Origin of the sequence: Aeromonas sp. 600276 (genome assembly GCF_049175815.1) — a bacterium.
GTDB classification, from domain to species: Bacteria; Pseudomonadota; Gammaproteobacteria; order Enterobacterales; family Aeromonadaceae; genus Aeromonas; species Aeromonas dhakensis.
Genome location: NZ_JAAKVU010000012.1, coordinates 1 through 21,177, shown reverse-complemented (window position 1 = coordinate 21,177; position 21,177 = coordinate 1). Strand labels below are relative to the sequence as shown.

The following is a 21,177-nucleotide window of genomic DNA, read 5'->3' as shown; positions in this document are numbered from 1 at the left end:
GTGATAAGATGTCGCCCCTCATTTTCGGTCAACGAGACGGCTCCGTGCACGACAACACCTATCTTCCCGATCACTTCTTGCGCCATATCGCAGCCATCATGCCGGCGCACCTCTCCATGGATGAGTTCGTGGCCAGTTGTCGACGACCGCTGCGGCGCAGCATCCGGGTCAATACCTTGAAGATATCGGTGGCGGCGTTTGTGGCGCGGATGCAACCGCTCGGTTGGCAGCTTGATCCCGTGCCCTGGTGCGACACCGGCTTCTGGCTCAGTCGCGAAGACGAGAGCGTGCCCCTTGGCAACACCGCCGAGCACTTGAGCGGCCTCTTCTACATTCAGGAGGCGAGCTCCATGCTGCCGGTCACCGCCCTGTTTGCCTGTGAGCAGACCCGGCGTGACGGCATGTTGCTGGACGCGGCGGCGGCCCCCGGCTCCAAGACCACCCAGATCGCGGCCCTGATGAACAACCAGGGCATGCTGGTTGCCAACGAGTACTCCAGCAGCAGGCTCAAGGTGCTCAGTGCCAATCTGCAACGCTGCGGCGTGACCAACGTGGGCATGACCCACTTCGATGCCAAGGTCTTCGGCCAGTGGTTGCCGGAAACCTTCGATGCCATCCTGCTCGACGCCCCCTGCTCCGGCGAGGGCACGGTGCGCAAGGATGAAGACGCCCTGCGCAACTGGAGCATCGAGAGCATTGACGAAATCGCCGCCGTGCAGCAAGGGTTGCTGGAGAGCGCCTTCCATGCCCTCAAACCGGGGGGCGTACTGGTCTACTCCACCTGTACCTTGAGCCTGCAGGAGAACCAGGCCGTCTGTCAGTCACTGCAAGACAAGTTCGGCGATGCCTTCAGCTTTGACTCGCTGGCCGATCTCTTCCCCGCTGCGGAGAAAGCCTGTACACCGGAAGGATATCTGCACGTTTGGCCCCAGATCTTCGACAGTGAAGGCTTTTTCGTCGCTAGATTGCGCAAGCACCACTCAGTGCCCAACACCATGTTCAAACCGGGCAAGCTCGGCAAATTTCCCTTCTCGCCGCTGCCGGCCAAGGAGTCCGAACCCATGCTGCGCGAGATTGAAGCTGCCTTCGGGGTGGTGCCGCAGGGAAATCTGTTTGGCCGCAGCGAGGAGATCTGGCTCTTCCCCCAGCTGTTCGAACAGGTACAGGGCAAGCTGCGTTTCGATCGCATCGGACTGAAACTGGCGGAGACTTTCAAGAAAGGGTATCGGCTGACCCATGAGTGGGCGCTGGCCTATGGTGACGGTGCGAGCAAGGGATTCGTCGAGCTCGATATAGCGAATGCGCGGGAGTTCATGATGGGGCGGGACGTGTGGCCGGAGCAAGCCGCCGGCACTGGCGAGGTGATCGTCCGCTATCAGGGGCATACCCTGGGCATGGGGAAATGGGTGGGCAGCCGGGTCAAGAATGCCCTGCCCCGCGAGCTGGTGCGCGATAACAATCTGTTCGTGTAGCAAGTTGTACCGGAGCAGGAAAACCCACACTCCGGTTGAACCTTTGCGCGGATCTTGAAAAGCCTTGAGCCTTGTCTAAGCTTAAAGGCAATCCGAACACCAGTTAGCGCACGGCTCTGCAAGGAGCCAATTCCCCTATGCCAGGTACAAGGAATTCGTACCTGGCTTTTTTTATGTCCCTGTTTCTCGATCTCTGCCTCAGTTGCTGGCACGTTTACTCGAGCAGCTCCGCCGGTGCTTGCGCATCGATCTGCGCCCTGTCCTGTTTCTGTTGCTGCTCATGTTGCAGCTCTTGTTGAAAGAGCAGATCGATGGCCTGTTCGATGAGGGATGCCTGGTTGTCTTCTAGCAACTGCCCCAACATGGCCAGCCGCTCGGCATGGCGATTGCTGATCCAGCATTGCAACCGGCTGTGAGTTTCCTGTTTGCGTTTCACGTGCTGGCGCTGCCGTTCGGCGTTGTCTTGCGCCCCGCTCACTTCTATTTCCTGGCTCATATCACCTTGCAACTTTGATTTTTATCGCCTGTTATCTCTCATCGATTCTTCACCATTCGCTGACGAACGTGAGGAGCCTGACTCTCCCCTTCTTGATGGGGTGAGGTCCAGTGCGCTGCAAATATATCATTGGATCAACAAGATATCATTTAACATAAAAAAGAGAGTGACGCGGTTATATCACAGCAGACCATCCAGGGCGTGATCCGAGAACTTGTGAGCGTCGTCGAAATACTCCTGCAAGGTACGGATGTCCTTGTGGCGGGTGACCTCGATGATCTTGTTCATCGGTTTGCCGGCGGTCACCGCCGAGGTGATAAAGCCGCGGCGCAGACTGTGGCCGCTGACCTGGAGATCGTCGATGGCCTGACCGGTGCGCCGCTTGATCATCAGGTTGATGCCTTGCGGGCCGAGCGGTTCCTGGGTGAGCTGGCCCCAGCGATTCATGCGGCGAAACAGGGCCCCCTCATGGATCCGGCTCTGTTTGAGCCAGCGCGCCAGTGCCGATACCGGGCAATATTGTTTGCCGGGCACCAGGGCGATCTCCGTTTCATGCAGCTGATGCTTGCTTGGCTTGAGCCGAAGACGGATCCCCTGCCCCACAAAGTTGAGGTCATCCACCTCAATCCTTGCGGCCTCCGAGCGTCGCAAGGCGCCGCTGAACATCAGCAACAACAGGGTGTAATCCCGCAATCCCGCCAGATTGCCGGTGTCGATTTCGTCGAGCACACAGGCCAGCGGTTGCAGGGTCAGTGCCCCCGTCTTGCGCTTGCGGTTGTCACCGAGCCGCACTATGCCCCGCATCATCTCCTTTATCTCCGCATGCTCGGTCGGCATGGGGTGGATCCCCTTCTGCTTGAAGGCATAACGGATGCCGGCGAGCCGTCTTACCAGGGTGGCTGGCTTGCGGGGATCGCCGTTGCGAAGCTCCCCCTTCCCCTCTTCCTTGTCCAGCCAGACCCAGTCGGCCAGGATGCCGTCGGCCTGATCCGCCAGGAAGTTCATGATGTCATGATGGGTGGTTTGCAGCGGATCGAGCCCATGCAACTGACACCAGAACACGAAGATACGGGTATCGGCTTGGTAGGCATTGAGGGTGGAGTCGGCTTTGGCGCTGCGCAGGAAGCGTCTGGCTCGGCTGTTCAGCTGAGGATCGAAGACGCTCTGTAAGGGTTGCTGAACTGGGTTTGAAATGCGTGGGTAATTCACTTAACTCTATGATTTAATGCGGAGTTTCGTTGGATCTTACAGGATCTTGCAGATCTATCAAGTATCGATAATGAATATTATCGATACTTATGAAGAGTGCTTTTAACCCGATTCACCCCCCTCATTTATTCCTCAAGCACATTGTTATTCTTGCTTCGTTTTATCAGGGTTGAGGGCTTTATTACCTCATCAGCATCCACCACGCGAAGTGAGAGATAACGAACAACTATGATCGTTTTTGGATGGGCCCATGATAGTGCTGATTGTCATAGTAAAACGCCCCGCTATGCGGGGCGTTGTTTGTTATCGCTTTGCCAACTTGAACAATTCAAAGAAGTTGTCACTGGTCGCTTGCGCCAATTCGGCTAGCGGCATTTGCCGCAGATCCGCGATGAACTGGGCTACGTCGCGTACGAAGGCCGGCTCGTTCTCCCTGCCCCGGTGCGGAACCGGCGCCAGATAGGGAGAGTCGGTTTCAACCAGCAGTCGTTCCAGTGGCAGTGCCTTGACTACAGATTGCAGCGCAGCCGCGTTCTTGAAAGTAGCGATACCGGAGATGGAGATATAAAAGCCCATCGCCATGGCCGCTTCTGCCATTTCAAGCGACTCGGTGAAGCAGTGCAGCACCCCGCCGACCTGCTCGGCCCCCTCTTCGCGCATGATCTGCAGGGTATCCTGCTGGGCATCGCGGGTATGGATGATGAGGGGCTTGTTCAGGGCGCGGGCCACCCGGATATGCTCCCGGAAGGAAGCCTGCTGTACCTCCTTGTTCTCCGGCGAATAGAAGTAGTCGAGCCCGGTCTCGCCGATGGCTACCACCCTTTCATCCGCCGCCTGGGCCAACAACAAATCGGCATCGACGCCAGGTTCCTGGTTGAGAGGGTGCACGCCGCAGGAGGCAAACACCTGAGGGTAAGGGGCGATCGCCTCCAGCATGGTCGGGAACTGTGCCTGGGTCACACTCACACAGAGAAAATATCCCACGTCCTGCCTGGCCGCCTTGGCCAGCACATCGGCCATGTCGGTCTGCTTGCTGCCATAACTCAGACGATCGAGATGGCAATGGGAATCAACGAGTAACATACAAAACCTTTTTGGATCTATAACCAGCGAGTGAGCCAGTTCATCAAATGAATGGTGGGGTTGGAGAGCTGCCCGGGCTGGCAGGCCGCCTTGAGCCCAACGAGCTGCTGCTCCGCCTCCAGCAGCTTTTCACTGGAGTGACGCTCCGCCAGTTGTTGACTGAGCGCGGCCAGATCCGGCATGGCCAGCTGGTGAGGGCCACAGCCGGCCTGCGTCTTGAGCGCATCGCACAAGAACAGCTGCACCCAGTGCAGTCTGACCTGGGTATCGCTCGCCAGCAGGCTGCACACATGGTTGGTCCGGGTGGGGGTTTGCGAGAGGGCGAGAAAACTCTCAAGCAGATCACGGCGATCCGTGTCCTGCTGCTGCATCAAGTAATCCAGCACTCGCAGCGGTGCCCCCTGGCAGATCCGCACCTGAGCCTGGGTGGCCTGATGACCCTGCTCGGCGAGCCAGGCCAGGGTCTCCCCTTCCGCCGGCAACTGGCAAACGTGCTTGTGGCAACGGCTGAGAATGGTGGGCAGCAGGCGGGAAACCTGGGAGGCGATCAGCAGCAGCAAGCTGTCGCCAGCCGGCTCCTCCAGGGTTTTGAGCAGGGCGTTGGCGGCCGATTCGGTCATGCGCTCCGCATCCGGGATGATCACCACCTTGCCGCGGCCAAGCTGGGCCGAGTTTTGTAGGCGCGCACAGATCTCGCGGATGGCCTCGACCCCTATGGTCTTGCCCTCAGTGGTGAGTGTGCCCAGATCCGGGTGATGACCCTTTTCAAACAGCTGGCAGGAGTGGCACTGACCACAAGGCTCGCCCCGATCAGGCTGATGGCACAGGTGCAGGCGGGCCAGCTGCTGTGCAAGTTGCTCCTTGCCAAGACCGGGATCACCCAGCAGCAGCCAGGCGTGACCGAGCCGACCGGCGGCGGCAGTCTGACTCAAGGCATGCCAGTCCGGGATCAACCAGGGATACATGAGGACTCGTCTTTCAGGTAGTGGGCCAATGCAGCCTCGATGGCCGCCTTGACCTGCTCCGGCGCTTGGCCGGCGTCGATCACCTTGACTGACGCATCGGCGGCAGCCAGTTCCAGATAACGCTGGCGGGTACGCTCGAAGAAGCTGAGCTGCTCAAGCTCGATCCGGTCCAGCTCACCGCGATGGCGAGCCCGTTGCAGGCCGATGGCGGGATCGATGTCGAGATAGAGGGTCAGATCCGGCTTGAAATCGCCGAGCACGGCCCGCTTGATGGCGCCGATGAGGTTGGCATCGATGCCACGGCCACCGCCCTGGTAGGCCTGGGAGGAGAGATCGTGGCGATCGCCCACCACCCAGACGCCGTCAGCCAGCGCCGGCTTGATGCGTGTCTCCACCAGTTGTACCCGGGAGGCGTACATCAGCAGCAATTCGGCTTCGATGGTGAGCCGCTCGTCGTGCACCTCCTTGACGATGGCCCGCATCCGCTCCGCCAACGGCGTGCCGCCCGGTTCACGGGTACACTCGATCCGCGTCACGCCGTGGGCATGCAGATAGTCGGTCACGTAACGCACCGCGGAGCTCTTTCCTGCTCCTTCCAGTCCTTCAATCACGATAAATTTAGACATTAGGGTTTCTTCAAAATGTATTCACGCACCGCCCGATTGTGTTCATCGAGGGTCTTGGAAAAATAGTGGGCTCCGCCCCCCTTGGCGACGAAATAGAGATAGTCGGTCGACAGGGGATTGAGCGCCGCCTCGATGGAGGCCTTGCCCGGCATGGCGATGGGGGTGGGCGGCAAGCCGTCGATCACATAGGTGTTGTAGGGGTTCACGTCGGTCAGGTCGCTGCGGCGGATATTACCGTCATACCTGTCCTTCACCCCGTAGATGACGGTGGGATCAGTCTGCAATTTCATGCCAAGGCGCAGACGATTGACAAACACCGAGGCGATCCGCGCCCGCTCTTCCGGCATCCCCGTCTCTTTTTCGATGATCGAGGCCATGATCAGCGCCTCATAGGGAGTCTTGTAGGGCAGATTGGCCTGACGCTTCTCCCAGCTCTGCTGCAGGAAGGTCTCCATGTCCTGATGGGCACGGCGCAAAATGGAGAGATCGCTGGCATGAGTGGTATAGGCGTAGGTCTCCGGCAGGAACCACCCCTCCAGCTTGCCGTTTTCGATGCCAAGCTCCTGAGCCAGATCGGTCTCGGGCAACTCGACGGTCAGCCGCTCCAGATAAGGGGCGCTGGCCAGCTGCTTCAACCAATCCTCGAAACGGGAACCTTCGACGAAGGTCAGGCTGAAGTGAAACTCCTTGCCGGAAGCAAACAGGGAGAGGGTATCCTTGAGCGGTGCCCCTTCCTTGATCTCATAGGTACCGGACTTGATGGCAACCAGCTCGGGATGACCGCGCAACCAGAGTCGCACCGCCCAGGGGCTGGTTTCCCCCTCCCCCAGTTCGGCGATCAGACGCGCCGCATGGGCTCCCTTCTCGACGGTAAAGAGACGGGTCGGTCCCTTGTTGGTGAGCGTCTCCACCTGTTGCCACTTGTAATGTACATAGCCCCCGGCAGCGGCGACAGTCAGCGCCGCGCCCGCGAGCAGGGTGTAAAGCCGATTAAACTTCAATGACCAAACGCTCCTGTAAACGGCGGATCAATTCCTGACTGGCATATTGGGTCTCCCCGATGCCGGTGACCGGCACTATGCCCATCAGGGTATTGGTCAGCCATACCTCTTCGGCCTGCCACAGTGACTCCAGCGGAGCCTCCACGACACGCAGTTCAATGCTCATCTGTTTTAGCATTGCCATCACATGGCGCCGCATGATGCCGTCTATGCCGCAGTGGGAGAGATCCGGCGTAAACACCGTTCTGCCACGGCGCCAAAACAGATTGGCACTGACCCCTTCTACCAGAAATCCCCGACTGTTCAAGACTATACCTTCGACCCCGGAACGGGCCGCAAGTTCGCTTTTCAGCAGCACCTGCTCCAGCCGGTTGAGGGTCTTGAGGCCTGCCAGCATGGGGGCATCCCCCAACCGCTGCCGGCATACCAAGAGTGGAATGCCATCTTGCTGCCATGTCGGGTAGTGAGCCGGGTAAGCGGCCAGCGACAGGATCCGGGTCGGTGCATGGCAGGCTGTGCCATCATAGCCCCGGCCACCGCTGCCGCGGGTCAGCATCACCTTGATCACCGCCAGCGCTTGATCGCGGGCCAATTGGGCCACTTCATCGCCAAGTTGTTGCCAGTCCAGCTCGGCAAGGCCGAGTCTGGCGCTCGCTTGCTGCAACCTTGTCAGGTGTGCCGGCCACCAGACGGGTCGGCCATCCTTGACCAACAGGGTGGTGAAATGACCATCCCCATAGGCTAGACCACGATCCATGGCGGACACGCTGTCTGTCGGTATTCCATTGATCAGCAAAAGGATCCCTCCGATAAAAAAGGCCCGATACTGACGTATCGGGCCCATACTATCCGCCCAGGGCGAATTATACGCGTTTGAAGATCAGTGAGCCATTGGTGCCGCCAAAACCGAAGGAATTGGAGAGGGCATATTCGAAGTTGCCGGCCTTGGCAACATGAGGCACCAGATCCAGATCGCACTCATCATCCGGGTTGTCCAGGTTGATGGTGGGCGGCGCCATCTGATCGCGCAGCGCCAGTACCGTGATGATCGCCTCGATGGCACCGGCGGCACCCAGCAGGTGACCGGTCATCGATTTGGTGGAGCTGACCATCAGGGATTTGGCATGCTCGCCAAATACAGCCTTCATGCCGCGCAGCTCGGCGACGTCACCCAGCGGGGTGGAGGTGCCGTGGGCATTGATGTATCCCACCTGCTCGGGGGCGATGCCGGCATCCTTGATGGCATTTTGCATGGCGCGTGCGCCACCGTTGCCGTCAGCGGGAGGCGCCGTCATGTGGTAGGCATCACCACTCATGCCAAAACCGACCAGCTCGGCATAAATCTTGGCGCCACGGGCCTTGGCGTGTTCGTACTCTTCCAGCACCAGCACCCCGGCACCATCACCCAGCACGAAACCGTCGCGATCTTTATCCCACGGACGGCTGGCCTTGGTGGGCTCGTCGTTGCGGTTGGAGAGCGCCTTGGCGGCGGCAAAACCGCCCATCCCCATCGGGGTGGAGGCTTTCTCGGCACCACCGGCCACCATCACGTCCGCATCGCCGTAGGCGATCATGCGACCGGCCATGCCGATGGCATGGGTGCCTGTGGTACAGGCGGTGGTGACGGCGATGTTGGGGCCCTGCAGGCCTCTCATGATGGAGAGATGACCAGAAACCATATTGATGATGGTGGATGGTACGAAGAAGGGGCTCAGCTTGCGGGGACCGCCGTTGACGAGGCTGCTATGGTTCTGCTCAATCAAACCCAGACCACCGATACCGGAACCGATCGCCACACCGACGCGCTCGGCATTCTCCTCGTTGATGACGAGACCGGCATCATCCAGTGCCTGCACGCCTGCGGCGATGCCGTACTGGATGAAGAGATCCATCTTGCGAGCTTCTTTGCGGTTGATACCGTACTGCTCGGGATCGAAATCCTTGACCTGGCCTGCGAAGCGGGTCGCAAACTCGCTGGCATCAAAGTGTTCGATGGGAGAAATGCCGCTCTGCCCGTTGAGCAGGGCTTGCCAGCTGGATTCGGCAGTGTTGCCTACCGGGGAAAGCATCCCCAAGCCGGTCACCACGACTCTGCGTTTTGACACTGAGGTAGTCTCCGAGAGGTGTTTTGAAAAGGAGTAAACATAAAAGAAGCGGCCCTTGGGCCGCTTCTTTCAGAACAGGAACTTATTCCTGATTAGCGGTGATGTAGTCGATAGCCGCTTGAACAGTGGTGATCTTCTCGGCTTCTTCATCAGGAATTTCGGTATCGAATTCTTCTTCCAGCGCCATTACCAGTTCAACGGTATCCAAAGAGTCAGCGCCCAGGTCGTCGACGAAGGAGGCAGCGTTCTTAACGTCTTCTTCTTTAACACCCAGTTGTTCGATGATGATTTTCTTTACGCGTTCTTCGATGTTGCTCATGACCTGAATTTTCCTTTAAAAATACGCTATTGCGTCTGGTTGGGGTAGTTTATTCAATTGACGTGAGTTTGCAAGTAGCTTGCCGCTGGTCAAACCACGAAATTCGCCAAACTTCGGCGTACTATCGCAAATTTGAACAGATTTCACGACAAATTGATTACACCATGTACATCCCGCCATTAACATGCAGGGTTTCGCCAGTGATGTAGGCGGCATCATCCGATGCCAAGAATACCACAGCAGCGGCAATTTCTTTTGGATCGCCCAGACGAGCGGCAGGTACCTGGCTCATGATGCCGGCACGCTGCTCTTCATTGAGCGCCTTGGTCATATCGGTCTCGATGAAACCGGGGGCAACCGCGTTCACGGTAATGCCGCGGGAGGCCACTTCACGGGCCAGCGACTTGGTGAACCCCACCAGACCCGCCTTGGCGGCCGCGTAGTTGACCTGACCGGCGTTGCCCATGGTGCCGACCACGGAACCGATGCTGATGATTCGGCCATTGCGCTTCTTCATCATGGCGCGCAGCACCGGCTTGCTCAGACGGTACAGGGAGGTGAGGTTGGTGTCGATGATCTCGTTCCACTCATCATCCTTCATCCGCATCAGCAGGTTGTCACGGGTGATCCCTGCGTTGTTGATCAGGATGTCGATGTCGCCAAAACGCGCCTTGATGGCGGCGAAGACGGCTTCAATGGATTCCTGGCTGGTCACGTTCAGTGCCATGCCGCAACCCTGTTCACCCAGATAGGCGCTGATTGCCTCGGCGCCGCTCTCGCTGGTCGCCGTGCCGACGACCTTGGCGCCACGGGCCGCAAAAGTTTCAGCAATCGCACGACCGATGCCACGACTGGCACCGGTCACCAACACAACCTTATCGGTAAAGCTCATTCATTGCTCCTGTTTACTTGATCTGGGCCAGCGCCTGCTCGAAAGAGGCGGCATCGTTGGCATGAATACCTTCCACGCGCTTGTCGATGCGCTTGGCGAGCCCGGTCAGTACCTTGCCCGGTCCCATTTCGATCTCGAGGATGACCCCCTCGTTGGCCATCCGCTCGACAGTCTCGGTCCAACGAACCGGGCTGAACAACTGACGCACCAATGCCTGCTTGATGGCGGCCGGATCCTGCTCACAGGATACGTCGACATTATTGATGACGGCGATGGCAGGAACCTTGATCTCGATCCCGTCCAGCGCAGCTGCCAGTTTTTCGGCGGCAGGTTTCATCAGAGCGCAGTGGGAGGGCACGGAAACCGGCAGCGGCAGCGCACGCTTGGCACCGGACTCTTTCATCAGCACGTTGGCGCGCTCGACGGCCTCTTTGTGACCGGCGATGACCACCTGGCCCGGGGAGTTGAAGTTGACCGGAGAGACCACCTGCCCTTCAGCCGCTTTCTCGCAGTTGGCGGCAATGGCGTCGTTGTCCAGGCCGATGATGGCGGCCATGGCACCGGTGCCTTCCGGCACGGCTTCCTGCATGGCAAGACCACGCAGTTCAACCAGCTTGACCGCATCGGTAAAGGCCAGAGCGCCGCTGCAGACCAGGGCGGAATACTCACCCAGACTGTGGCCTGCCATCACGGCGGGGATTGCCCCACCCTGCTGTTGCCACAGGCGCCACAGCGCGACAGAAGCGGTCAGCAGTGCAGGCTGGGTACGCCAGGTCTTGTTCAGCTCTTCGGCCGGACCTTCCATGACCAAGGCAAACAGGTCATAACCCAGCACCTGGCTCGCCTCGGCGAAGGTCTCCTTGATCACGGCATGTTGTTCGGCCAGCTCGGCCAGCATGCCGACGGTTTGGGAGCCCTGTCCCGGGAAGGCAATGGCAAATTGGGTCATCATTGATTCCTTTAAATAAGAGAAAAATGAGAACGGCAGGATGAGACGCTCGTCCCATCCCGCTGACGATCAGAGGCGAACCAGCGCCGAGCCCCAGGCAAAACCGCCGCCGAAGGCTTCCAGCAAGACCAGCTGGCCCGGTTTGATCCGGCCGTCACGCACCCCTTCATCGAAGGCGATGGGCACGGAGGCGGCAGAGGTGTTGCCGTGTTTGTCGAGAGTCAACACCACCTTGTCCAGCCCCATGCCAAGCTTCTTGGCGGTGGCGCTGATGATGCGGAAGTTGGCCTGATGGGGCACCAGCCAGTCCAGCTCGCTTGGCTCGATGCCGGCGGCGGCCAGGGTTTCGGTGACGATCTCGCTCAGACGGGTGACCGCGACTTTGAAGACATCATTGCCCTTCATGTACATGTAGGCTTCGAGCTCGGCCCCCGGCATGCCGCGACGGGGCTGCGGCAGCTTGAGCAGCTCGCCATAACGACCATCGGCATGCAGATGGGTGGAGAGGATGCCGGGGGTGTCGCTGGCCCCGATCACCACGGCCCCTGCCCCATCCCCGAACAGAATGATGGTGCCACGATCCTCGGGATCGCACATGCGCGACAGCACATCGGCGCCGACGACCAGCACGTGGCGGGCGGCACCGGATTTGACGAACTGATCGGCAATGGAGAGCGCATACGTAAAGCCGGCGCAGGCGGCCGCCACGTCGAAGGCCGGGATCCCTTGCACCCCGAGCAGCCCCTGCAGTTCACAGGCGGCGGCCGGAAAGGCGTTTTCGGCGCTGGTGGTGGCCAGCACTATCATGTCGAGATCGGCGGCAGTCAGACCTGCCGCCTCCAGGGCGCGCAGGGCTGCCTGGTGAGACAGGGTTGCAACGGTTTCATCGGCACCGGCAATGCGGCGTTCACGGATCCCGGTACGCTCCACAATCCACTCGTCACTGGTCTCTACCATTTGTTCGAGGTCGGCGTTGGTACGTACTGAGTGTGGCAGATAGCTGCCAGTACCCAAAATTTTGCTATGCATAGAGTTCTTATAGATCCCTGTCGGAAAAGACAGATTCAAGGCGATCTGCGATTTGCAATGGAAGTTGATGCTTGGCCTCTTGCGCGGCCAGCAGGATCGCGTTACACAGGGCACGCCGTTCGGCCCGCCCATGGCTTTTTACCACAATGCCGCGCAATCCTAACAGACTTGCACCGTTATACTGGTCGGGGTTCAGGTAAGAAAAACGTCGTTTGAACATAAATCCGGCGATACGGCCAAGAAAACTGCGTTTCTTGCGGGGATATCCGGCCAGTTGGGCCATCATCCGTACCACCCCCTCTGCCGTCTTGAGGGCGACGTTGCCGACAAAACCGTCGCAGACGATCACGTCGCACTCGCCGCTAAAAATTCGATCCCCTTCGACAAAGCCGACGAAGTTGAGCGCCTGGCACTGGCGCAGCAGCTCGGCACTGTGGCGCACCAGATCGTTGCCCTTGATCTCCTCCTCCCCCACGTTGAGCAGGGCCACCCTGGGAGTGGCAACCCCCTCCACCTTTTCAGCCACCACTGAGCCCATCACGGCAAACTGCAGCAGGGTGTCGGCATCGCAGCTAACGTTGGCACCGAGATCCAGCATCACGGTGCGTTTGCCAGACAGGGTGGGTAGCGCCTTGATGAGGGCGGGTCGGTCGACGCCGGGCAGGGATTTGAGCACGCATTTGGCCATGGCCATCAATGCACCTGTGTTGCCGGCGCTGACGCAGGCATCGGCCTCGCCGGCCTTCACCAGATTGAGTACGACTCGCATGGAGGAGTCTTTCAGGGTGCGCAGTGCCACGATCGGTTTGTCGCCCATCCCAACGACCTGGGAGGCATGTACAAAACGGACGCGAGGGTGATTCAGCAAGCCATGTTGCAGCAGGAGGGGGGTGGTCTGGTGCTGGTCACCGACCAGGATCAATTTCAGCTGGGGTAAAAGAGACAGTGCCTGCACGGCGGCAGGCACTGTTTCCGAGGGGCCAATATCTCCCCCCATGATGTCTAGCGCGACAGTTTGCGTAGACAAAGGCAATCCTTAAGCGATTACCTTTTTACCGCGGTAGAAACCATCGGCAGTCACGTGGTGACGACGATGGATTTCGCCACTGGTCTGATCAACAGTCAGGGCAGCGGTGGTCAGCGCATCGTGGGAACGACGCATGCCACGCTTGGCACGGGTTTTACGGTTCTGTTGTACGGCCATTGTAGGCTAACTCCTAAATTCACTTACGTTTAAGCTCTTCAAGAACTGCAAAGGGATTCGGCCGCTCATCAGCAGGTTCGATTTCACCCCAGGTCATCTCCATGTTACCGCGCGGGCAAGCATCCATGGGATGCATGGCCACCTGCGGCAACGAGAGGATGAGTTCATCCTCCAGGATTTGATGAAGATCCATCTCGCCGTTTTCGTCCAACTCAATGGGCTCATAAGCTTCCGGCAGTTCTTCCTCGTTTGTTCTTTCGAACAGCGGAGTGTAGATAAATTCAGCTTCACAGAGATGTTCGAATGTCTCTCCACAACGCTGGCAAACCAGGTCAACCTTGGCATGGGCAGTGCCTTTCATAACGGTCAACTTCTGGACATCTTTGCCAAAGTGCAGCGATACATCGATATCACTCCGCAAGCCTGCGGTTGATTCCTCCAGCCTGGGCATCTGCGACTTTTCCACTATCCCGACATAATCGAGCAGCTTCGAGGCACTACGGACTGGATCAACCTTTACGGGCAACTTCACCTTTTGCATAGGGCGCGAATATTATAGGTCCAACAACTGATAGTCAAAGGAAAAAGTCCTACCGCCGATGATTTTAACCTCACAACACCCGCACATGGCGGAACTTGCGCTCACCGGTGCCTGATTATGCCACAAACCTGAGGATCCGACACCGGATCCTGGCCGGATTTGCTGGTGCGTCAGGCCCCAGACAGTTGTCAGACCGTCCCGCCGTCACTTGCTTGTCCAATTCGCCCTGCCTTCCCCACCCTGCTGCAGTCAAGGGGTTGCGCCACAAACACCAGGCTTTCCACCATGTCGCTGATGAAGACAGGCACAGATCTCCACCGGGGCGGCCTCCATCAGGCGGCGAATGGCGCGAAAACTCTGCAGCGCAGCGTCGGCAGCCATGGGATTGACGAGCCAGGCAGGCAGCGTGTCGCCCGGGTTGGTATAGGTTTTGAGGCGCACCAGCGTCGTACCGTTCAGCTGAGGCAGCGCTTCCCAGCGTCCTTCACTGGTGCGGATCCGCACCCGACCGGGATAAGGCGGCAAAGCATCGGGGGCCGCCCAGACGCTCAACACCAGGCCGCAATCTGGCAGCCGTTGCAGGCGGGAGTGGGTGATCAGCTCCCTGTCCTGTACGGGCCAGGGGGCAGCGAGGCGGGTATAGACAATATCCTCATCGGGGGCGGGCTTGGCCAATACCCTCACCTCCAGGCTTTGGGGCAGCCACTCCTGATGTCGACCGGTATCACGCAGCACCGCGAGCAACGCCGCAGGGGGCGCTGCCACATACATCTCCAGTCGCAAGGCCAGAAAGGCGCCGGGTGGATGAGGGCGGGTCCAGAGCAGTATGCCCTCCTCCCCTGCCTGCAGGTGCCAGCCTTGTCCCCAGACGGGCAGACAGAGCAGCCACAACAACCATGCCCCCAGCTTGTTCATCTCATCGCCCCCGTTACCCCGCTCTTATGCTTATAGCCGTTTTCGGACGGGACAGAGACAGTCAGTGAACGGGGAGCCAAACCAAGTCACTCCATCAGCCAGATGTAGCCGACGCGCACTGTGTTCTGAGCAAGGCCAGCGCATCGAGCAGGATCACCCGCTTGCGAGCGCGGCGATATTTGCCCGCGCCGCACGATGGCGATACCATCGGCGCCTGCCCGTTTCTGAACCTGGATACCTGATTGCCATGTCGCGCCCCCTGATCCTCGCCTCCACCTCCCGTTACCGCAAAGCCTTGCTGGAAAAGCTGGGCCTCCCCTTTGAGTGCGCCGCGCCCGAAGTCGATGAATCTGTGCTGCCCGGTGAAGAGGCACAAGCGCTGGTGGCCCGCCTTGCCCATGCCAAGGCCAGCGCCATTGCCGGCCTTTGTGATCAAGGGCTGATCATCGGTTCTGATCAGGTGTGCGTCTGCGATGGCCGGATCCTGGGGAAACCGGGAACGGTCGAACAAGCGGTAGCCCAGCTGATGGCGGCCCAGGGGCGCAGCGTCACCTTTTATACCGGCCTGTGCGTACTGGATGCGGCCTCCGGCCGGGTCGAGCAGCTGGTTGAGCCTTTCACTGTCCATTTTCGCCAGCTGGATGAGGCTGCCATCCGCCGCTATGTGGAGGCCGAACGTCCCCTCGACTGCGCCGGCAGCTTCAAGTGTGAAGGCATGGGGATCGTGCTGTTCAAGGCTCTGGAAGGGCGCGATCCCAATGCGCTGATCGGCTTGCCGCTGATCGGACTGATCGAACTGCTGGAGCGCCACGGCCTCTCTCTGCCCTGATGAAGGCAGAATGTTGGCAATAAAAAACGGAAGCCTTGGCTTCCGTTTTTTATTGCATCCCGGTGCTTGTCATCAACCCAGCAGCGCCCTCAGCTCCGCCATGGTATCGACCACCGCCAGCGGATGGTGGGCCTGCAGGCGCCCCCGGTCGTGCACGCCCCAGCTTACGCCGATGCGCGGCATGGCCAGCGCCTCGGCCATCGCCATGTCGTGGATGGAATCGCCGATCATCACCGCTTGGTGCGGGGCAATGCCCAGCTCATCCAGAATTTGCGTCAGCATCAGCGGATCGGGCTTGGAGTTGGCCTCGTCCGCCCCGCGCGTGGCGGCAAAGAGCGGCCGCAACCCGGTATCATCCAGTACCCTGTCCAACCCCCGCCGTGACTTGCCGGTCGCCACCGCCAGCGCAATGCCCTGCTCGTGCCAGCCGTGCAGCAGCTCCCTCGCCCCAGTAAACAGGGGGCTGGGAGTGGCATCGTGCAGGTAGTGGTGGCGATAGCGGGCGATCAGGGCATTGGCTCGCTCACCGCCCTGCTCAAGGGAAAACAGCCGGGGGATGCCGACCTCCAGACTGAGGCCGATGATCTGATGAGTCTCGGTGGCGGTGGGTACCGGCTCGGCACAGTCACGGGCCGCGGCAGCCACGCAGGCCACTATCCGGCCCACCGAGTCCATCAGGGTACCGTCCCAGTCGAAAATGGCGAGCCGGATCTGCGTCATCAGCGCGCCAATCCGTTGAGGAAGGTCTCGAGCTCGGGCGACAGGGGCGCTTCGACCTGAATCTCGCGACCATCGGCGGGGTGGGTGAAGGTCAGCCGCCAGGCATGCAAGAAGAGCCGTTTCAGGCCTTGGCTGCGCATTTTCTCGTCAAATGCCGCTTCTCCATACTTGTCGTCACACGCGATGGGGTGGCCGGCATGCAGGGTATGCACCCGGATCTGGTGGGTACGGCCGGTGATCGGGCTGCACTCGACCAGGGTTGCTTCGGCGAATTGACGGGCAATGCGAAACCGGGTTTCAGACGGCTTGCCATCGGCACTGACCCGCACGACCCGCTCGCCGGATTGCAGATCATTCTTGCGCAGCGGCGCATTGACCACCTTGACGTGGGGTTGCCACTGGCCACGCACCAGTGCCAGGTACTGTTTGCGCATGGTCTTGACCCGCAGCTGCTCGTGCAGGCTGCGCAGGGCGCTGCGCTTCTTGGCGACCAGCAGCACACCGGAGGTGTCGCGATCGAGACGATGCACCAGTTCCAGAAAACGGGCTTCCGGGCGCAGGGCGCGCAGCCCTTCGATGACCCCGAAGCTCAGCCCGCTGCCGCCGTGAACGGCCATGCCGGACGGCTTGTTGAGCACGATCATGGCGTCGTCTTCAAACAGGATCTGGCTCTCCAGACGCTGGATACTGCCAAGGTTGGCCGAGGGCAATTCATTCTTTTCGGCGACCCGCACGGGAGGAACCCGTACCTCGTCGCCGGCGCAGAGTTTGTACTCCGGTTTGATGCGCTTTTTGTTGACGCGTACTTCCCCCTTGCGAAGGATGCGATAGATCAGGCTCTTGGGGACGCCCTTTAGCTGAGTCTTGAGAAAATTGTCGATGCGCTGCCCGTCATGCTCAGCTTCGATGGTGAGCAGCTGCACTTGTTGTTGTATCTGTGTCATGGCGCGGATTTTAACACTGCCGACGGCCCTTGGCTGCATGCTTTGTTGAAAAATGGCGCCTTGCTATAAAAGTGATTTAAATGGGATAATAAACAAGGTTTTGTCATTGTGTTCAAGCCTTGTACTAAGTGGCCAAAAATTATGCCACCCAATCCCGAAACACCGTGTATACAAGAACATGACGGTTCCCGGGTGCGAGGTACAGCGCATGGAGAACGCAAACAGAACCGCCTATTTGTCTCCACACCGGTATCCTTTTCATGCCTTCTCGAGAAGGCTGAACCAGAGTGCCCTTAGTTTGCGCCTCATGCATACCCCAACCGGGAGGTTGCCCCAGTATGCTGAAGACCCGAGGCCGGCGCCGGCAGGATCCTGTGGAGGAAATCAAAATGACAAAATAACGAGAACTCAATGAAAAGAATGCTAATCAACGCGACTCAGGAAGAAGAGTTGCGCGTAGCGCTGGTTGACGGACAACAGCTCTACGATCTGGATATTGAAAGTCCGGGACACGAGCAGAAGAAAGCGAACATTTACAAGGGCAAAATCACCCGCGTAGAACCCAGTCTCGAAGCTGCTTTTGTCGACTATGGCGCCGAGCGCCACGGTTTCCTGCCGTTAAAGGAAATCGCCCGCAATTACTTCCCCTCCGGTTACTCCTATCAGGGTCGTCCCAACATCAAAGAAGTGGTCCGCGAAGGCCAGGAAGTCATCGTCCAGATCGACAAGGAAGAGCGTGGCACCAAGGGTGCAGCCCTCACCACCTTCATCAGTCTGGCCGGCAGCTACCTGGTGCTGATGCCGAACAACCCCCGTGCCGGCGGTATATCCCGTCGCATCGAGGGCGATGAACGGACTGAACTGAAAGAAGCCCTGAGCGGCCTGACCGTGCCGGATGGCATGGGCCTCATCGTGCGTACCGCCGGTGTGGGCAAGTCCCCGGAAGAGCTGGAATGGGATCTGAACGTTCTGCTCAACCACTGGGACTCCATCCACAAGGCGTCACAGAGCCGCTCCGCGCCGGTGCTGATCCATCAGGAAAGCAACGTCATCGTGCGTGCCATCCGTGATTACCTGCGCCGCGATGTGGGCGAGATCCTGATCGACAACCCGGTCATTTTCGAACGCGCCAAGTCACACATCGAGCTGGTACGTCCCGATTTCCTCAACCGCGTGAAGCTGTACAAGGGTGAAGTTGCCCTGTTCAACCACTTCCAGATTGAGAGCCAGATCGAGTCTGCCTTCCAGCGTGAAGTGCGCCTGCCCTCCGGCGGCAGCATCGTGATCGATCCGACCGAAGCGCTGACCTCCATCGATATCAACTCCTCCCGCGCCACCAAGGGCGGCGATATCGAAGAGACTGCGCTGCAGACCAACCTGGAAGCGGCCGATGAGATTGCCCGTCAATTGCGTCTGCGTGACCTGGGTGGTCTGATTGTTATCGACTTCATCGATATGACGCCGGTTCGCCATCAGCGCGAAGTGGAAAACCGTCTGCGTGAGGCCGTGCATCAGGACCGAGCCCGCATCCAGCTCGGCCGGATCTCCCGTTTCGGTCTGCTGGAGATGTCTCGTCAGCGTCTGCGTCCTTCCCTCAACGAGTCCAGCAGCCATATCTGCCCCCGTTGCCAGGGTCAGGGCGTGATCCGTGACAACGAGTCACTGGCGCTGTCCATCCTGCGTCTCATCGAAGAAGAGGCGATGAAGGACAACACCGAGCAGGTGCATGCTCAGGTGCCGGTCGATGTCGCCGCCTATCTGCTCAACGAGAAGCGCAGCTCCATCGCCAGCCTGGAACAACGCAATGATGTGCGTGTCTACATCATTCCGAACCAGCACCTGGAAACCCCGCACTACGAAGTGACCCGCATCCGTCAGAACGAGATCCCGGAAGCGGCCAGCTACGAGCTGAAAACCGAAATTGCCAAGCCGGTCTACCAGCCGAAACAGGCCCAGACCATCGAGCGCGAGCAGCCCCTGCTGCAAGGCTTCGTCCAGGCACCGCAACCGGCTGCGCCGGCGGCCCCCGCCCCTGTTGCAGCCCCGGTTGCCGAAGAGCCGGGCCTGTTCGGCAAGCTGTTCAAGAGCCTCTCCAACCTGTTCGGCGGCAATGCTGACAGCGCCGAGGTCACCGCGCCTGCCGAGAAACCGGCAACGCGCGAGGCTCGCAAAGAGGACGGTCACCGTCATCAGCGCGATGAATCCCGCAGCCGTGGTCAACGTGGTCGTCGTGACGACAACCGCAGCAGCCGCAACGGCGATGCCGGCGAGAAGCGCGAAGGCGTGGCCAGCCGCGAGAACGGCGAAGGCCGCAACCGTCGCCCACGCAAAGAGCGTGAGCCGCGTCAGGAACGTGAAGCCCGTGGTGACGTGCGCGAACAGCGCATGGAACGTGAACCTCGCGAGGCTCGTGAGCCGCGTCAGGAGCGCGAACCCCGTGCCCCACGTCAGGCTCGTGAGCCCCGCGCTCCGCGTGAACCCCGTGCCGAGGTAGTGGTTGACACGCTGGACAGCGTAGAAGCCGTTGCCACCAACGTGGAACAGCGTCAGGAAAAAGAGCAGAAAGTGGCCGAGCGCCGCGAACGCCGCCAACTGCGCAAGCAAATCCGCGTCGATGCGCCTGCCGATGACGCCGCTGTTGCCCAAGCTGCCGATGTAGCGCCGGTTGCCACCGTCGATGCCGTTGACGCGACTGAACAGCAGGATGAGCAGGCAGAAGGCCAGCGTCGTTCCCGCCGTACTCCGCGCAATCAGCGTATCGAAGGCCAACGCCGCAAGCGCATCAACGAAGAAGCTCGCAGCCAGCGTGACGATGAAGAGCAGACTGCCGAAGTCGCTGCACCGACTCTGACTGCCGCCGCGCAAGCCGATGCAGCCCAGGTCAAAGTGGAAGAACCGGCCGTGCCCGTGATCACCATCCCGAGCGCTGAAGCCGTTGCTGCTGCCCTGCAGGCCTCCTCCGCCCTGACCGAGCACGTGGTTGCCGAGGCCGTCGCCGAAGAAGCCCGCGAGCAGGCCGAAGCCGTTGTCGCCGCTGAACCGGTAGCAACCGTCGTCGAAACCGCCCCCGTGGTTGCCGAACCGGTCATTGCTGCTGTTGAAGCCGCACCTGTTGCAGTGGAAACCGTGGCAGAGGCGGTCGTTGAGCCCGCACAGGCTGTTGAGACTCCGGTTGTCGAGACCAAGCCAGTTGTGGAAGCGACCGTAGAAACCGCTCCGGCAGTTGCAGACGTCGTTGCCGCACCGACCGTTGAACCGGTTGCCGCAGTGGCCGAGCCTGTTGTCGCTGCAGAGACTGCCAAGGTTGAACCCGCAACCGCAGCCCCGGCTGCCAAGCAGGTCAAGCGCGGTGGCAGCCTGCTGGCTGGTGCCCGCAAGGCCTCTGCCCCGATGGCAACTCCGGCCGCCGCCCCTGCCCTGCCGGCACGCGAGCCGGTCGAGTATGCACCCTTGGTGCGCAGCGAAGTGGCCACCTCCGGTCGCCATGGTGGCAGCACTGCCGCCGTCAACGTTGCAACCAGCCCGGCCGGTCGTCCCTGATTGACCCGCTAGCCTGATAAAAGAGCCACACAGTGTGTGGCTCTTTTATTATCTCTTTATGTAGCTCGTATTGACCCAGGAGCAGCACCTGCAACCCGCTCCATTACCGTCTGCTCATCTTCTTTATGCCACTCTGTGCAAACCTAACCCTGGCTTCTCGCACTGCTGATGGTTACCCGTCATGCTTCCCTACCCCACTATCCAGGCTTCATACCACTGATGCATCCATATGACCTGAAACCCCGATCGTTTTACGACAGCATGTATGGAGATGGTATTCACCTGACAGTTGCCCACAAAAGGGAGTGGTCATACGGCTTCAAACCGGATAACAAAAC

The 21,177-nt window shown here is 59.8% G+C and carries 21 protein-coding genes; 3 read left to right on the top strand and 18 right to left on the bottom strand.

Annotated features, from left to right (window positions below):
- Positions 1-44 precede the first annotated feature (44 nt).
- A complete protein-coding gene (rsmF, locus tag G5134_RS13130; protein ID WP_065017778.1) occupies positions 45-1,472 on the top strand; it encodes a 16S rRNA (cytosine(1407)-C(5))-methyltransferase RsmF in 1,428 nt (475 codons plus the stop codon).
- Between the two features lie 214 nt (positions 1,473-1,686).
- Here the strand turns inward: rsmF and G5134_RS13125 are convergent, their stop codons facing one another.
- From G5134_RS13125 to G5134_RS13050, 16 genes are all read right to left on the bottom strand, one after another.
- The gene (locus tag G5134_RS13125; RefSeq protein WP_065017604.1) at positions 1,687-1,968 is read right to left on the bottom strand and encodes a RepB family protein; all 282 of its coding nucleotides are present in this window, start codon (positions 1,966-1,968) and stop codon (positions 1,687-1,689) included.
- A 180-nt stretch (positions 1,969-2,148) separates the two neighbouring features.
- A complete protein-coding gene (locus G5134_RS13120) occupies positions 2,149-3,177 on the bottom strand; it encodes a site-specific integrase (protein ID WP_065017596.1) in 1,029 nt (342 codons plus the stop codon).
- 303 nt (positions 3,178-3,480) lie between these two features.
- Positions 3,481-4,260, bottom strand: coding sequence for a TatD family hydrolase (locus tag G5134_RS13115; RefSeq protein WP_017764494.1), 780 nt, complete (start codon positions 4,258-4,260; stop codon positions 3,481-3,483).
- 17 nt (positions 4,261-4,277) lie between these two features.
- Positions 4,278-5,225 (bottom strand): DNA polymerase III subunit delta', encoded by a 948-nt coding sequence (gene holB / locus G5134_RS13110; RefSeq protein ID WP_017782853.1) that lies wholly within the window; start codon positions 5,223-5,225, stop codon positions 4,278-4,280.
- Entirely contained in the window at positions 5,210-5,851 is a 642-nt protein-coding gene (gene tmk / locus G5134_RS13105) for a dTMP kinase (RefSeq protein ID WP_421232053.1), read from the bottom strand. The genes holB and tmk overlap by 16 nt, the downstream gene beginning before the upstream one ends.
- Positions 5,851-6,852 (bottom strand): endolytic transglycosylase MltG, encoded by a 1,002-nt coding sequence (mltG, locus tag G5134_RS13100; RefSeq protein WP_005300892.1) that lies wholly within the window; start codon positions 6,850-6,852, stop codon positions 5,851-5,853. Before mltG ends, tmk begins: the two co-directional genes overlap by 1 nt.
- Complete coding sequence (gene pabC, locus G5134_RS13095; protein WP_017785362.1) at positions 6,842-7,696, bottom strand: aminodeoxychorismate lyase; 855 nt, start codon at positions 7,694-7,696, stop codon at positions 6,842-6,844. Before pabC ends, mltG begins: the two co-directional genes overlap by 11 nt.
- A 19-nt stretch (positions 7,697-7,715) precedes the next feature.
- Positions 7,716-8,957 carry a beta-ketoacyl-ACP synthase II gene (gene fabF / locus G5134_RS13090; protein ID WP_010633978.1) on the bottom strand — a complete coding sequence of 414 codons (1,242 nt, stop codon included), beginning with the start codon at positions 8,955-8,957 and terminating at the stop codon, positions 7,716-7,718.
- Between the two features lie 82 nt (positions 8,958-9,039).
- Entirely contained in the window at positions 9,040-9,276 is a 237-nt protein-coding gene (gene acpP, locus G5134_RS13085) for an acyl carrier protein (RefSeq protein WP_005300909.1), read from the bottom strand.
- Positions 9,277-9,433: 157 nt separating this feature from the next.
- A complete protein-coding gene (gene fabG / locus G5134_RS13080) occupies positions 9,434-10,168 on the bottom strand; it encodes a 3-oxoacyl-ACP reductase FabG (protein WP_005300916.1) in 735 nt (244 codons plus the stop codon).
- A 13-nt stretch (positions 10,169-10,181) separates the two neighbouring features.
- Positions 10,182-11,117, bottom strand: coding sequence for an ACP S-malonyltransferase (fabD, locus tag G5134_RS13075; RefSeq protein ID WP_421232055.1), 936 nt, complete (start codon positions 11,115-11,117; stop codon positions 10,182-10,184).
- A 69-nt stretch (positions 11,118-11,186) separates the two neighbouring features.
- Positions 11,187-12,146: a beta-ketoacyl-ACP synthase III gene (locus G5134_RS13070; protein ID WP_010633976.1), complete on the bottom strand. Its 960-nt coding sequence runs from the start codon at positions 12,144-12,146 to the stop codon at positions 11,187-11,189.
- 7 nt (positions 12,147-12,153) lie between these two features.
- Positions 12,154-13,173 (bottom strand): phosphate acyltransferase PlsX, encoded by a 1,020-nt coding sequence (plsX, locus tag G5134_RS13065; RefSeq protein ID WP_214453766.1) that lies wholly within the window; start codon positions 13,171-13,173, stop codon positions 12,154-12,156.
- 9 nt (positions 13,174-13,182) lie between these two features.
- The gene (gene rpmF, locus G5134_RS13060; RefSeq protein WP_005300935.1) at positions 13,183-13,350 is read right to left on the bottom strand and encodes a 50S ribosomal protein L32; all 168 of its coding nucleotides are present in this window, start codon (positions 13,348-13,350) and stop codon (positions 13,183-13,185) included.
- 19 nt (positions 13,351-13,369) lie between these two features.
- Positions 13,370-13,891: a 23S rRNA accumulation protein YceD gene (gene yceD / locus G5134_RS13055; protein ID WP_010633974.1), complete on the bottom strand. Its 522-nt coding sequence runs from the start codon at positions 13,889-13,891 to the stop codon at positions 13,370-13,372.
- Between the two features lie 249 nt (positions 13,892-14,140).
- The gene (locus G5134_RS13050; RefSeq protein ID WP_065017590.1) at positions 14,141-14,806 is read right to left on the bottom strand and encodes an START domain-containing protein; all 666 of its coding nucleotides are present in this window, start codon (positions 14,804-14,806) and stop codon (positions 14,141-14,143) included.
- 247 nt (positions 14,807-15,053) lie between these two features.
- Here G5134_RS13050 and G5134_RS13045 point away from each other — a divergent pair, with 247 nt between their 5' ends.
- Positions 15,054-15,635 (top strand): Maf family protein, encoded by a 582-nt coding sequence (locus G5134_RS13045; RefSeq protein WP_065017589.1) that lies wholly within the window; start codon positions 15,054-15,056, stop codon positions 15,633-15,635.
- 72 nt (positions 15,636-15,707) lie between these two features.
- Here the strand turns inward: G5134_RS13045 and G5134_RS13040 are convergent, their stop codons facing one another.
- Positions 15,708-16,355, bottom strand: coding sequence for an HAD family hydrolase (locus tag G5134_RS13040; protein ID WP_065017588.1), 648 nt, complete (start codon positions 16,353-16,355; stop codon positions 15,708-15,710).
- Positions 16,355-17,299, bottom strand: coding sequence for a 23S rRNA pseudouridine(955/2504/2580) synthase RluC (gene rluC / locus G5134_RS13035; protein ID WP_231939778.1), 945 nt, complete (start codon positions 17,297-17,299; stop codon positions 16,355-16,357). Before rluC ends, G5134_RS13040 begins: the two co-directional genes overlap by 1 nt.
- Positions 17,300-17,710: 411 nt before the next feature.
- On the opposite strand from rluC, the gene rne reads away from it, so the two are divergent.
- Entirely contained in the window at positions 17,711-20,839 is a 3,129-nt protein-coding gene (rne, locus tag G5134_RS13030; protein ID WP_065017586.1) for a ribonuclease E, read from the top strand.
- Positions 20,840-21,177: the final 338 nt, after the last annotated feature.